At 64.7% G+C, this 14,263-nt stretch carries 10 protein-coding genes; 9 read left to right on the top strand and 1 reads right to left on the bottom strand.

Translation table 11 applies throughout. The features are described 5' to 3' along the window. Positions 1-9: 9 nt before the first annotated feature. Complete coding sequence (locus tag Q9Q79_RS13650; RefSeq protein ID WP_005410330.1) at positions 10-915, bottom strand: ScpA family protein; 906 nt, start codon at positions 913-915, stop codon at positions 10-12. Positions 916-1,289: 374 nt separating this feature from the next. Between Q9Q79_RS13650 and Q9Q79_RS13645 the strand changes: the two genes are divergently transcribed. The 9 genes from Q9Q79_RS13645 to Q9Q79_RS13605 all read left to right on the top strand — a co-directional run bounded on the left by Q9Q79_RS13645 (position 1,290) and on the right by Q9Q79_RS13605 (position 14,262). Then, positions 1,290-1,589: a YciI family protein gene (locus tag Q9Q79_RS13645; RefSeq protein ID WP_201863940.1), complete on the top strand. Its 300-nt coding sequence runs from the start codon at positions 1,290-1,292 to the stop codon at positions 1,587-1,589. A gap of 20 nt (positions 1,590-1,609) precedes the next feature. Continuing rightward, positions 1,610-1,861, top strand: coding sequence for a BolA family protein (locus tag Q9Q79_RS13640; RefSeq protein ID WP_032963317.1), 252 nt, complete (start codon positions 1,610-1,612; stop codon positions 1,859-1,861). 149 nt (positions 1,862-2,010) lie between these two features. Continuing rightward, complete coding sequence (locus Q9Q79_RS13635) at positions 2,011-3,048, top strand: LacI family DNA-binding transcriptional regulator (RefSeq protein ID WP_012480808.1); 1,038 nt, start codon at positions 2,011-2,013, stop codon at positions 3,046-3,048. A 76-nt stretch (positions 3,049-3,124) separates the two neighbouring features. After that, positions 3,125-6,181: a TonB-dependent receptor gene (locus Q9Q79_RS13630; protein WP_033832936.1), complete on the top strand. Its 3,057-nt coding sequence runs from the start codon at positions 3,125-3,127 to the stop codon at positions 6,179-6,181. Positions 6,182-6,428: 247 nt separating this feature from the next. Continuing rightward, positions 6,429-8,033, top strand: a complete 1,605-nt coding sequence (locus Q9Q79_RS13625) for a glucoamylase family protein (protein WP_024956629.1) — start codon at positions 6,429-6,431, stop codon at positions 8,031-8,033. 4 nt (positions 8,034-8,037) lie between these two features. Continuing rightward, complete coding sequence (locus Q9Q79_RS13620; protein ID WP_133050899.1) at positions 8,038-9,387, top strand: sugar ABC transporter substrate-binding protein; 1,350 nt, start codon at positions 8,038-8,040, stop codon at positions 9,385-9,387. Next, positions 9,384-10,265 carry a sugar ABC transporter permease gene (locus Q9Q79_RS13615; RefSeq protein WP_005410323.1) on the top strand — a complete coding sequence of 294 codons (882 nt, stop codon included), beginning with the start codon at positions 9,384-9,386 and terminating at the stop codon, positions 10,263-10,265. Before Q9Q79_RS13620 ends, Q9Q79_RS13615 begins: the two co-directional genes overlap by 4 nt. Further along, on the top strand, positions 10,262-11,098 hold the full coding sequence (locus Q9Q79_RS13610; RefSeq protein WP_005410322.1) for a carbohydrate ABC transporter permease: 837 nt from the start codon (positions 10,262-10,264) through the stop codon (positions 11,096-11,098). The genes Q9Q79_RS13615 and Q9Q79_RS13610 overlap by 4 nt, the downstream gene beginning before the upstream one ends. Next, positions 11,095-14,262 carry a discoidin domain-containing protein gene (locus Q9Q79_RS13605; protein WP_114618912.1) on the top strand — a complete coding sequence of 1,056 codons (3,168 nt, stop codon included), beginning with the start codon at positions 11,095-11,097 and terminating at the stop codon, positions 14,260-14,262. The genes Q9Q79_RS13610 and Q9Q79_RS13605 overlap by 4 nt, the downstream gene beginning before the upstream one ends. Position 14,263 lies beyond the last annotated feature (1 nt).

Here is a 14,263-nt window from a genome sequence, read left to right as displayed (position 1 = left end):
AGTCAGCGCTCACTCGTTCTCGTTGGCGGCGTCGTTGTCGTCGAACTCGCTGCTGAACTGCAGCGGGGCATTGGTGTTGCCGGCGGCCAGGGACTTCACGTAGATCGGCGCCAGCGGCTCTTCCTGGACGATGTCCAGCAGCTGTTCCTTGGCCAGTTCCAGCACCGCCAGGAACGTGACCAGCACGCCCAGCTTGCCTTCTTCTGCAGTGAACAGCCCTTCAAAACGGTAGAACTTGCCATCTTCAAGCCGGCCCAGCACTTCGCCCATGCGTTGCCGCACGCTCAGCGCCTCGCGCTTGATGGCGTGGCCACTGAACAGCTCGGCGCGCTTGAGCACGTCGTGCAGGGCCAGCAGCATTTCCTTCAGGTCCACCGGCGGCGGCAGCTTCACCGCAGCACGTTCGGGCATGAAGGCGTGTGCCACCGTGGTGTCGCGGTCCTGGCGGGGCAGGGCGTCGATGTCCTCGGCGGCCTGCTTGAAGCGTTCGTACTCCTGCAGGCGGCGCACCAGTTCGGCGCGCGGGTCGGCCTCATCGCCTTCCTCGCTGACCGGGCGCGGCAGCAGCATGCGCGACTTCACCTCGGCCAGGATCGCGGCCATGACCAGGTACTCGGCGGCCAGCTCGAAGCGCAGCTCGCGCATCACGGTGATGTATTCCACGTACTGCCGGGTGATCTCGGCCACGGGAATGTCCAGTACGTCCAGGTTCTGGCGGCGGATCAGGTACAACAGCAGGTCCAGCGGGCCTTCGAAGGCATCCAGGATGACTTCCAGCGCGTCCGGCGGGATGTACAGGTCCTGCGGAATCTGCAGGACCGGTTGCCCATGCACCACGGCCAGCGGCATTTCCTGCTGCTGGGGGGCGGGCGGCCGGGTTGGCGGGTTCGCGTCGAGCGCGAGTTCGGAAGTCATCTAATGGACATCAGGATTGCATCGGACCAGTCGCGGCAGCGGGTTCACCGGGCCAACGCCACGGCGCCCCACGGCACCAGACACGCCGGGATCGGCGCGATTCCACACATATCAAACAGCAGGACGCGCCGCAGTAAACGGCAGCGACGGAACTACGGGGAGGTCGTCTACGTGGCCCGGCCAGGTGGTCCGGTTCGAAGCAGCGGGACGGTCGTCGGGGGCTGCGTTGGCCGCAGAAACCGACGGGCTGCTGCATCCAGCCACGTGCAATGGTGTCTAGGGTAAGCCTTTGTCGCGCCAGTGTCCAGCCGGGCTGGGGCCAGGGCGGCATTGGCTAGAATCTGCGTACCCGACAACGCAAGCGAGGAAATGCCGTGTGGTATGTGATTGAAGGCTATGACGGCCAGGACGTGCTGGCACAGCGACTGCAGGCACGTCCGGAACACCTGGCGCGCCTGCACGCGCTGCGCGACGAAGGCCGCCTGCTGCTGGCCGGACCGTGCCCGGCAGTAGACAGCGAGGACCCGGGCCCGGCCGGCTTCAGTGGTTCGGTGGTGATCGCGCAGTTCGAGTCGCTCGTGCAGGCCAAGGCCTGGGCTGATGCCGACCCTTACGTAGCCGCGGGCGTCTACACCCATGTACAGGTGCGTCCGTTCCGCAAGGTCCTGCCGTGAACGCGGAGCGGATCGAGCGGATGCGTGACGCACTGCAGCAGGCGCTGGCCCCGAGCGTGCTGGAAATCGAAGACGACAGTCATCGTCATGCCGGCCACGCCGGTGCGCGCGATGGTCGCGGCCATTTCAACGTGCATGTGGTCAGTGAACGCTTCGCCGGACTGGGTCCACTGGCCCGGCATCGCGCGGTCTATGCCGCGCTGGGCGCGATGATGGAGACCGACATCCACGCGCTGTCCATTCGCGCATTGACCCCGTCAGAACAGGGCTGAGCCCTTGTCCCACACTGTCCTGGCGGGTCCGTCAGCGGGCTCGCCACAGACAGATTTCCATGTCCATTTCAGGACATTCGCCTAACGGACTGTTTACAAGCCCAGATGGAAACGCTTACATTCCGCGCCAATGCTGGTAGGTCCAAGCCGTGGAGGGCGGCTTCGTGAACAAGGCAGCTATCACAATCAAAGACGTCGCTCGCGAAGCCCGGGTCTCCGTGGCCACGGTTTCCCGCGCGCTCAACGGGCATGAAAATGTCGCCGAACCGGTCCGCCAGCTTGTGCTGGAGGTGGCCGCACGGCTGCGTTACACCCCGCACGCCGCCGCCCGCAGCCTCAGCAGCCGTCGCACCAATACGGTGGGCGTGGTACTGCCTGACCTGTACGGCGAATTCTTCTCCGAGCTGATGCGCGGCATCGACAACGTCGCCCGCAACCGCCGCCAGCACCTGCTGGTGTCCAGTTACCACGGTGACCAGGAGCAGCAGGGCGCGGCCCTGCGCGCCATGCGCGGCCGCGTCGACGGCCTGCTGGTGCTTTCGCCCTATGCGGAGAGCCCGGGATTCCTGACCGACAACCTGCCGCAGTCATTGCCAACGGTGTTGATCAACACCTATCTGCCCGGGCAGGACCACCCGGTGCTGAGCATCGATGACCATGCCGGTGCGATGGCGATGACCCGCCATCTGCTTGACGCGGGTCACCGCCGTATCGCTTTCATTTCTGGCCCGGACCTCAACTTCGACGCGCGCGAGCGCCTGCGTGGCTTCCGTGACGCGTTGGCGGCTTTCGGCAGTGACGCCGAAGGCATCGAGCTGCCCGGTGATTTCGACGAAGCTTCCGGCCATCGCGCCGGTCAGGAGTTGTTGGCAGCCGGAGCGCTGCCTGATGCCGTGTTCGCCGCCAACGACATGATGGCGCTGGGTTGCCTGTATGCGTTCACGCAGGCAGGTGTCCACGTTCCGTCCGACGTCGCCCTGGCCGGTTTCGATGACATTCCACTGGCGCGTTTCGTCCACCCGTCGCTGACCACCATGCAGGTCAGCATCGCCGAACTCGGCGATCGGGCCATGACGCGCCTGATGCAGTTGATGGACGGCACCTCCACGGATGGGACAGGGGACAAGCAGACCCTGGTTCCCCGCTTGATAGTTCGCGATTCCACCACTCCGCCATCCGGCCGTTGAAGCCGGAGGCGTTCCTTCTTTTTTGATTGATCGCAGGGACCGCGCAAGCGGTTACCGCCACCCGGAGATTGAGTTGATGATGCACACCACCTTCCGCACGCCGGCGCGCCGGCTGCTGAGCACCGCACTGGTCAGCTGCCTGATGCTGGCTGCTGCTCCGAACGTCATGGCGCAGTCGGCCAATGCCAGCCTGCGCGGCCAGGTTTCCGGCGCGCAGGCCGGCGCCGAGGTGACCGCCACCAACGTGGCCACCGGCACCGTCCGTCGCGGTACCGTCCGTGCCGATGGAAGCTACTCGCTGATGGGCCTGGACCCGGGCACCTATGACGTGGTCGCCAACGGCCAGTCGCAGAAGGTCACCGTCACCGTGGCCTCGACCGCTACCCTGAACTTTGCCGGCGCTGCCAGCAGCACCCCGGGTACGACCGCAGCCACCAACCTGGACACTGTCAACGTCGTCGCGCCGACCCTGCTGCAGGAAGTGCGCACGTCCGAAGTCGGCAAGACCGTCAGCCTGCAGCAGATCCAGACCACCCCGCAGGTCTCGCGCAACTTCCTGGAGTTCGCCGACGCGGTGCCGGGCATGATCTTCACCCGCGACGCCAAGGGCAACACCTCGCTGCGCGGCGGTGCCACCAACTCCGACGGTACCAACGTCTACATCGACGGTGTGGGCCAGAAGAGCTACGTCAAGGGCGGCGGCGTGGCCGGTCAGTCCGGCAGTGCCGGTAACCCGTTCCCGCAGCTGGCCATCGGCGAGTACAAGGTCATCACCGGCAACTACAAGGCCGAGTACGGCCAGGTGTCCAGTGCAGCGGTCACGGCCGCGACCAAGTCGGGTACCAACGAGTTCAAGGGTGAAACCTTCTACCGTTATACCAACGACAGCATGCGCGCGATGACCCCGGCCGAGCGTCAGCCGGGCAAGGGCAAGGAGGATTCGGCCGAGAAGGAATACGGCTTCGCCCTGGGCGGCCCGATCGTCAAGGACAAGGCCCACTTCTTCGTGACCTATGAAGCGAAGCGCTTCGATCTGCCGGTGACCATCGCACCGCATGGTTCGGTGACCAACAAGGCCAACCGCGTCCCGGCTGATGCCCAGGCCGGCCTGGGCCCGGCCAGCCAGCCGTTCCAGCAGGACCTGATCTTCGCCAAGGTCGACTTCGAGCCGACCGACAACGATCGCCTGGAACTGACCTTCCAGGACCGTGATGAAACCCAGCAGCAGTTCTCGGACCAGACCGCGCCGATGCACGGCAAGGAAACCAAGAACACTGACCGCCGTTACGCGCTGCGCTGGAACCACAGCGGTGAGCGTTACTACAACGAGCTGATGGTTACCCACGAGGATTCGTTCAACAATCCCAAGCCGCTGAGCATGGGCAACGGTTTCAACTACACCGCGCCGGACGGCAAGAGCGAGGAGCGCGCCATCGTCTCGATCGGTGGTTCCTCGGCAATGTCGTCGCAGGTGAAGGGCCAGAAGGGCTGGTCGATCGAAGACAACCTGACCCTGGATGGCATCCAGTGGGCGGGCGACCACACCATCAAGATGGGTGCCAAGTACAAGCAGATCGACCTGTACGCCTCCGATGCGGCGCAGATCAATCCGCAGTTCTACTACACCATCGACAACCCGACCTTCCCGGACAGCATCCCGTACAAGGCCCAGTTCGTGAAGCCGGTCACCGGCGTGTCCGGCGTGTCCGGCGAAGTGCGCTCGAAGGTGAAGCAGATCGGTCTGTTCATCCAGGATGACTGGCAGGTCAACGACCACCTGCAGCTGAACCTCGGCCTGCGCTGGGACTACGAGAAGAACCCGTCCTATCTGGACTTCGTGACCCCGCCGGAAGTGGTCAATGCGCTGTTCGCGCAGGATCCGCGTGCCGCCGCTGGCCAGAGCTACGCCGACACGCTGGCGCTGAGCGGCCTGAACATCAACGATTACATCAGCAACGGCCACAACCGCAAGGCATTCAAGAATGCCTGGCAGCCGCGTCTGGGTTTCTCGTATGACATCAATGCCGACGAGCAGCACGTGATCCACGGTGGTGCCGGTCGTTCCTACGACCGCGACCTGTTCGACTACCTGCAGCTGGAAACCACCAAGCTGGCCCTGCCGCAGCCGACGATCTACTTCCGCAATCCGGCAACCGGTCAGTGCTTCCAGGGCAACGCCGCGTGCTATGACTGGAACCCGAACCTGCTCAACGGTATCGGCAACCTCCAGAGCCTGGTCGGTTCGACCAGCAATGCCGGCCTGGAAGTCGACCTGCTGAACAACAATCTGAAGGTGCCCTACGCTGACCAGTTCAGCCTGGGCATGAGCAACCAGATCGGCGACTGGCTGACCGACGCCACCATCTCGCGCACGCTCACCTATGACGGCTTCGCCTTCACCCTGGGCAATCGCTACCCGACCGGCAACTTCTTCGACGATCCGCGTCTGTGCGGTGGCACCGAAGCCGGTCTGGGCCAGGCGTGGAGCTGCAACGTACCGGGCTTCGGCAGCCTGATCATCGGCCAGCAGGGCATCAAGACCCGTGCTACCCAGATCCTGTTGTCGGCGCAGAAGCCGTTCACCCAGGAAAGCGGTTGGGGCACCTCCATCGCCTATACCTGGACCACCGCCCGCCACAACCGTGACATCAACGAGCACTACGCGTTCGACCGTGGCGTGATCGGTGACTACCCGACCATCCGCTCCAACGGCGCGCCGCGTCACCGCCTGGTGGTGACCGGTTCGTATGCGGGCTTCTGGGGCATCACCTTCGGTGGCAAGATCACCCTGGCCACCCCGACCGCGATCAACGACTGGTACGGCGTGCCGCAGGCCAATGGCTTCGACCTGCCGACCCCGATGGCGGCGGTTCCGGGTGGCAACGGCAAGTTCCTGCTGGGTGGCAAGATCTTCGGTTATCGCTCGGTCGACCTGCAGGCGACGAAGACGTTCAAGATGCCGGGCGATACCGAGCTGTATGCGCGTATCGACATCATCAACGTGTTCAACTTCGACAATTTCTCGAACTACAACTACTACAAGAATGGCAAGTTGACCGCGAGCTACAACGAGACCGGCGACATCGTCGGTACGCCGCGCCAGGTCAAGGCCGAAGTGGGCTTCCGCTTCTAAGCCCGGATGGATGCATGACCCCGATGCCGCCGCTCCGCCGGCGGCATCGGGCGCGTGAAAACAGCAATGGCCGGCCCTGTGCCGGTCCATTGCCCATGCCGCTGCCGGTCAGGGGGCATCGGCATGGGCAATGATCGCGGTGTCAAACCACGTTTTTCGTGGTTTTTTAAGAACGCACCTTGTAAACGATTTCAGATCATTGGACGGTATGCTTTCCCATCGATCAGACCACCGGAGAAATCGCGCCATGCAGGCACGTCATCTGTTGTCCGCCGCAGCGTTGAGCCTGGCCGTGGCCGCCTGCCAGCCGGCCCAGCAGGAGCCTGCCAAGCCGCGCCCGCCGGTGATCCTGATCGAGGCCGATGCACCGCCGCGGCCGATGAAACCTGAGCTGCCGCCGCTGTTCGATGACATCGAGCGCCGCACCTTCCAGTTCTTCTGGGATACCACCAACGAGATCAATGGCCTGACCCCGGACCGCTATCCGTCGCGGCCGTTCGCCAGCATCGCCTCGGTCGGCTTCGCACTGACCGCGTATCCGATCGGCATCGAGAACGGCTGGGTCAGCCGCAACCAGGCGATCGACCGCACCCTGACTACCCTGAAATTCTTCCGCGATGTGCCGATGGGCCCGCAGCGTACCGGCAAGGCGGGTTACAAGGGCTTCTATTACCACTTCCTGGACATGCAGGAAGGCCGTCGCTACGACAGCTGGGTCGAACTGTCCTCGGTGGATACCGCGCTGCTGATGATGGGGGTGCTGTTCGCGCAGTCGTACTACGACGGTGACGATCCGCGTGAGAAGGAAATCCGCCAGATCGCCGACACGTTGTACAAGAAGGTCGACTGGCCCTGGCTGCAGCAGCGTGCGCCGCTGATCTCGATGGGCTGGTTCCCCGAGAGCGGTTTCATCGACCACGACTGGATGGGCTACAACGAGGCCATGATGGTCTACATCCTTGCCCTGGGTTCGCCGACGCACCCGGTCAGCCCGGATGCGTGGACGGTGTGGACGCGCACCTATGACAACGACTGGGGGGTCTACCAGGGCCAGGAATACCTGTCCTTCGGCCCGCTGTTCGGCCACCAGTACAGCCACGTCTGGATCGACTTCCGCGACATCCAGGACGCCTACATGCGCGAGCGCGGCAGTACCTACTTCCTCAACAGCCGCTCGGCTGCACTTGCCCAGCGTGAGTACGCCATCGCCAACCCGATGCAGTGGAAGGATTACGGCGAGAACGTCTGGGGCCTGACCGCCAGCGATGGCCCGCAGAACACCACGCAGGAATACCGTGGCGAGCAGCGCCAGTTCCGCCATTACTCTTCGCGCGGCGCTGGCCTGCGCGAGAACTTCGATGACGGCACCATCGCTCCGACCGCCGCGATCGCGTCGGTGGTGTTCGCGCCGGAACAGGTGATCCCGGCCACGCTGGAAATGCACAAGCGCTACGGCGATTACATCTATTCCAGCTACGGCTTCCTGGATTCGTTCAATCCCAGCTTCAACTACGACATCCCGATCAAGACCGGCCGCGTGGTGCCGGATCGTGGCTGGGTCGCCAGCGACTACATCGCCATCGACCAGGGGCCGATCCTGACCATGATCGCCAACTATCGCAATGATTTCGTCTGGGAAGTGATGAAGAAGAACCCGTACATCCGCAAGGGCCTGGAGCGGGCGGGGTTCAGTGGTGGCTGGCTGGCGCCGGAAGGTTCGTTCCAGCCGCTGGAACTGCAGAAAGACGAAAAGGCCGCGGCGGCACGCGCGGTGGGTATCGCCGAATCACGCGCGGCTGCCGCGCAGGAACAGAAGAACAATGCCAACCGCAACACAGGCCAGGGCAAGTAACCCGATGCCGAACTGGATCGACCGTCTGCGCCGCTGGACACTGCCAGCCCTGGCCGCACTGGCCGCACTGGCCGTGGCCGGCTGCGCCCGCACCGAACCGGACACGACCACTGTGCGCTTCTGGGCAATGGGCCGGGAAGCCGAGGTGGTCAGCGAACTGATCCATGAGTTCGAAGCCGAGAACCCGGGCATCAAGGTGGACGTGCAGAACATCCCGTGGACCGCTGCGCACGAAAAGCTGCTGACCGCGTTCGCCGCCGACGGCCTGCCGGACGTGTGCCAGCTCGGCAACACCTGGGTGCCGGAGTTCGCCGAGCTCGATGCGCTGACCCCGTTGCAGCCGTTCGTCGATCGCTCTGCCGTGGTCGATGAGAAGGATTATTTCCAGGGCATCTGGGACACCAACGTGATCCACGGCAAGCTGGTCGGCGTGCCGTGGTATGTCGATACGCGCCTGATCTACTACCGCAAGGACCTGCTGGCCAAGGCCGGCTACGACCACCCGCCGCGCACGTGGCAGGAGTGGGATGAGCAGATGGCAGCGATCAAGCGCATGCAGGGCCCGAACCGCTATGCGGTGCTGATGCCGATCAACGAGTTCGAGCAGCAGCTGTCGCTGGCACTGCAGCAGCCCGATCCGCTGCTGCGCGATGATGACACCCGCGGCAACTTCAGCAGCCCCGGCTTCCGCCGCACGCTGGCGTTCTACGCCAACATGTTCGAGCAGGGCTGGGCGCCGAAGATGTCCGAGACGCAGATCTCAAACGTCTGGGATGAGTTCTTCCGCGGCTTCAACGTCTTCTACATTTCCGGCCCATGGAACATCCGCGAGTTCAAGAAGCTGCAGCCGAAGGAACTGGAAGGGCAGTGGGGCACCGCAGCGCTGCCGGGGCCGGAAGGTCCGGGCGCGGGCATCGCCGGTGGCACCAGCCTGGTGATCTTCCGCAAGTCGCAGCAGAAGGAGGCGTCGTGGAAGCTGATCGAGTTCCTGTCGCGCCCGCAGATCCAGGCACGTTTCCATTCGATCATCGGCGACCTGCCGCCACGCCGCAGCACGTGGAGTGCGCCGTCGCTGGCCAACGATCCGCTGGCCGCAGCGTTCCGTGACCAGCTGGAGCGGGTCAAGCCGACGCCGAAGGTGCTCGAATGGGAGCGCATCGTGCAGGAAATGCGCATCGTCACCGAGAAGGTGGTGCGCGGTGGCCTGCCGCAGGACAAGGCCGTCGAAGAACTCGACCAGCGCGTGGACAAGGTGCTGGCAAAGCGCCGCTGGATGCATGAACAACAACGCCTGCAGCAGCGCGTTCCGTCGCCGCAATCGAGCAGTGCCGTGGCCGCCGGGAGCGCGCAATGAAACGTACTTCGCTTGCCGGCTGGATTTTCGCCGGTCCCTCGCTGATCGTGCTGGGCGTGTTCTTCGGCCTGCCGGTGGCTTCGGCGCTGGCGCTGAGCGTGACCGACTTCGACCTGTATGCCCTGGCTGACAGCAGCAACCTGCGCTTTGTCGGCCTCGGCAACTACATCGATCTGCTGCAGACACCGATGTTCTGGAAGTCGCTGTGGAATACCACTTACTTCGTGTTGATCGGCGTGCCCTTGTCGATCGGCGTATCGCTGGGCGCGGCAATGCTGCTGAATGCGCCGGCTGCGCGCTTCAAGGCGCTGTTCCGCACTGCGTTGTTCGCGCCGGTGGTGACCACGCTGGTGGCGGTGGCGGTGATCTGGCGCTACCTGTTCCATACCAGCTACGGCCTGGTGAACTACGGCCTGGGCCATCTGGGCATCAGCCCGATCGACTGGCTGGGCGATCCCAACTGGGCGATGCCGACCATCATGCTGTTCGCGGTGTGGAAGAACTTCGGCTACAACATGGTGATCTTCCTGGCCGGCCTGCAGGCGATCCCGCATGACCTGTACGAGGCCGCGCGCATCGACGGTGCCTCGCGCTGGAAGCAGTTCCTGCACATCACCCTGCCGATGCTCGGCCCGGTGCTGCTGGTGGTCGGCGTGATTACCGTGTCCGGCTACTTCCAGCTGTTCGCCGAACCCTACGTGATGACCCGCGGCGACCCACTGCAGAGCACCGTCAGCGTGCTGTATTTCATGTTCGAGGAAGGCTTCAAGTGGTGGAACCTGGGACGCGCCTCCGCCGTGGCGTTCCTGCTGTTCCTGATCATCCTGGCGGTGACCACCGTGATGCTGCGTTTCGGCCGCAAGAGGCAGTTGGTATGAGTCGTGAAATCGGCCAGTCGCGCTGGTACCCGTGGTTGATCAATGGTGCGTTGCTGGTGCTGGCCCTGGTCAGCCTGGCACCGCTGTTGTGGATGCTCTCGGTCTCGTTCATGCCGCAGGGCGAGGCCAGCCATTTCCCGCCGCCGCTGCTGCCTTCCAGCATCACCACGCACAACTACCATGAGCTGTTCGCGCGCACTGGCATGGGCGGCAACTTCGCCAACAGCCTGCTGGTGTCGCTTGGCATCACGGTCGGTTCGCTGCTGCTCAACACCATGGCCGGCTACGCCTTCGCCAAGCTCAACTTCGTCGGCCGCGAGCGCCTGTTCCAGGTACTGATGGCGGCGCTGGTGATTCCGGCGCAGGTGGCGATGCTGCCGCTGTTCCTGCTGATGAAGCAGCTGGGCCTGGTCAACAGCTTCGGTGGCGTGATCGTGCCAGCGCTGGCCAGTGTGTTCGGCATCTTCCTGGTACGCCAGTACGCGCGTTCCATCCCGGACGAACTGCTGGAAGCGGCGCGCATCGACGGGGCAGGGGAGCTGCGCATCTTCTTCCAGATTGTGCTGCCGATGCTCAAGCCGGTGCTGGTGACCCTGGCGATCTTCACCTTCATGGGCGCATGGAACGATTTCATGTGGCCATTGATCGTGCTGACCGACCAGGAGCACTACACTTTGCCGGTGGCACTGGCCACCCTCTCGCGCGAGCACATCATGGACGTGGAAATGATGATGGCTGGCGCGGTGGTCACCGTGGTCCCGGTGCTGGCGCTGTTCCTGGTGCTGCAGCGGTACTACATCCAAGGTCTGTTGCTGGGGAGCGTCAAGGGATGAAGCGAGCGATCGCCGTTGGACTGGGCCTGTTGTGGACTTCCCTGGCGATCGCCGCACCTCCGGCGCTGCCGGCACCGAAGGTGCTGGACGACTTCGACGACATCGCAGCCTGGACGCTGGTGCTGTCCGACCAGGTCAGCGGTTCGCTGCGCCCGGTCAGTGGTGCCGGTGGTGGCCGCGCGCTGTGCCTGGACTATGACTTCCACGATGTCTCCGGCTACGTCGGCATCCGCCGCGCGCTGAACATCGAATACCCGGTCAATTACCGCTTCGGATTCCAGCTGCGTGGCGAATCGCCGGGCAACGACCTGCAGTTCAAGTTGATCGATGCCAGCGGCGACAACGTCTGGTGGGTCAACCGGCCCGGCTACAGCTTCCCCAAGGCGTGGACGCCGGTCGAGTACCGCCGCCGCCAGATCGACAAGGCGTGGGGTCCCTCGCCCGAGAAGGAGATGGCACGAAGCGCCGCCGTCGAGTTCACGATCTACAGCAAGGTCGGTGGCCGCGGCACGGTGTGCTTCGACAAGCTGACCCTGCAGGGCCTGCCGCCGCAGGATGATTCGGCGTTGGTGCCATCGGTGATTGCCGATACGGCCACCGCGCTGCAGGACCGCATGATCGACGGCAAGAGCGACACGTTCTGGATCAGCGGTGGCGTCAAGCAGCAGACCATCAGCCTGGACCTGCACAAGAGTCGCGAGATCGGCGGTGTAGTGATCGATTGGCTGCCGAACCTGGAAGCCAATCGCTACACCGTGCGGACGTCCGAGGATGGCCGGGACTGGCGCACTGTGCGCGAGGTGACCGGCGGTGCGGGGGGACGCGATTGGCTGGCGCTGCCGGATACCGACGCGCGCTACGTGCGTTTCGATCTGCGCGATGGCCCGAACTGGCGCTACGGCATCCGTGACATCGCGCTCAAGCCGCTGGCGTTCGCCGCAACGCCCAATGCCTTCCTGTCCTCGGTGGCCGCCGATCTGCCGCGTGGCTCGTTGCCGCGTGCCTATGTGGGCGAACAGCCGTACTGGACCCTGCTCGGCCTTGATGGTGGCCAGGAGCAGGCGCTGATCAGCGAAGATGGCGCGCTGGAGCCGGCCAAGGGCAGCTTCAGCATCGAGCCGTTCATCCGCCTGGATGGCAAGCTGCTGGACTGGTCGAAGGTCGCCATCACCCAGTCGCTGCAGGATCACTACCTGCCGATCGCCACCGTCGACTGGGTGCATGAGAAGGCCGGGCTTTCGGTGACCAGTTTCGTGCAGGGCACGCCCGAGCGCGCGCAGCTGATCGGCCGCTACCGGCTGAGCAATCCGGACAAGGTCGCCCACGAGTACACCCTGGCGTTGGCAATCCGTCCGTGGCAGGTCAACCCGCCCACCCAGTTCCTCAACACCGTCGGTGGCTTCAGCCGCATCGATGCACTGGATGTGGGCGAACAGCTGGTTCGGGTCAACGGTGAGCCGCGCATCTATCCGCTGCAGGTGCCGGATGCGCGCTTTGCCAGTACGTTCGATGGCAAGCTCGATGCGATGCATCTGGAAAGCGGCAAGTACCCGGCCACGACCGCAGTGAAGGACAGCACCGGCATGGCGTCGGGTGCGCTGATGTACACGATCAAGCTCGAGCCCGGGCAGAGCCGCGAAGTGGCGGTGGTGCTGCCGCAGACCGGTGGCTGGGCGCCGCAGGCGCTGGACGTGGCCAAGGCGCAGGCGCAGGTGGCCGATCAATGGCGGCAGAAGCTGGGCGTGGTCTCGCTGCAGGTGCCGGCTGCGGGCCAGGCACTGGTCGATACCCTGCGCACGGCCGTCGCGCACATGCTGATCTCGCGGGTTGGCCCACGCCTGCAGCCGGGCACGCGCTCGTACGCGCGCAGCTGGATCCGCGATGGCGCGATGATTTCCGAGGGCCTGCTGCGCATGGGGCGCAGCGATGCCGTGCGTGACTACATCAACTGGTATGCGCCGTACCAGTTCGAGAACGGCAAGGTGCCGTGCTGCGTCGACGCGCGCGGCAGCGACCCGGTACCGGAGAACGACAGCCATGGCGAACTGATCTACAGCATTGCCGAGTATGGACGCTACACCGGCGACAGCACGTTCACCGAGCTGATGTGGCCGCACGTGCAGGGCGCCTACAACTACATGGAGCAGCTGCGCGCCAGCGAGCGCACCGAGGAGAACCGCGCACGCAATCCGGCCTTCTACGGGATGATGCCGGCCTCGATCAGCCACGAAGGCTATTCGGCCAAGCCGATGCATTCGTACTGGGATAATTTCTGGGCGTTGCGCGGCTACAAGGACGCGGCATCGCTGGCGGCCCAGCTGGGCAAGGTCGAGGCGATGCAGATCGCCGGATCGCGTGACCAGTTCCGTGATGACCTGCAGGCCTCGCTGCTGTCGGCGATGCAGCAGCACGACATCGACTACCTGCCGGGCTCGGCCGAGCTGGGCGATTTCGATGCGACCTCGACCACCATCGCGCTGGCGCCGGGCGGCGAGCAGGGCCGACTGCCGCAGCAGGCACTGGAGGCGACCTTCGAGCGCTATTGGAAGGAGTTCGTGGCCCGCCGCGACGGCAAGCGTGAGTGGAAGGACTACACCCCGTACGAGTGGCGCAACGTGGCGGCGTTCGTACGCCTGGGCTGGCGTGACCGCGCCTGGCAGGCCACCGAGTTCTTTTTCAAGGACCGTGCGCCGCAGGCCTGGAACCAGTGGGCCGAGGTGGTCTCGCGCACGCCGCGCAAGCCGTTCTTCGTCGGTGACCTGCCGCACGCCTGGGTAGCCTCGGACTTCGTGCGCTCGGCCTTGGACATGTTCGCGTACAGTCGTGACATGGACGATGCGCTGGTGCTGGCCGCCGGCATTCCGAGCGCCTGGCTGCAGGGCGAGGGCATCGCCGTGCAGGGCCTGCGCACGCCGCAGGGCCAGCTCAACTACCGCCTGCAGCGCAGCGACAAGCAGCTGGTGCTGGAGGTGCAGCCGGGCCTGGTGCCACCGGTCGGTGGCGTGGTGTTGCCATGGCCGTACGCCGGTGATCCGGGTGAGGCGACCATCAACGGCGAAGCGGCCGAATGGGTCAACAAGGAACTGCACGTGCACCAGCTGCCGGCGCGGGTCGAGATCGATGTACCGAGCGCGGTGCGCCGCGCCGAGCGCAAGGGGCAGTAAC

The organism is Stenotrophomonas sp. a6 (genome assembly GCF_030913325.1).
In the GTDB taxonomy this organism is placed as follows: Bacteria; Pseudomonadota; Gammaproteobacteria; order Xanthomonadales; family Xanthomonadaceae; genus Stenotrophomonas; species Stenotrophomonas maltophilia.
The sequence above is the reverse complement of the archived record's forward strand: the minus strand, read 5'-3'. Positions and strand labels throughout refer to the sequence as shown.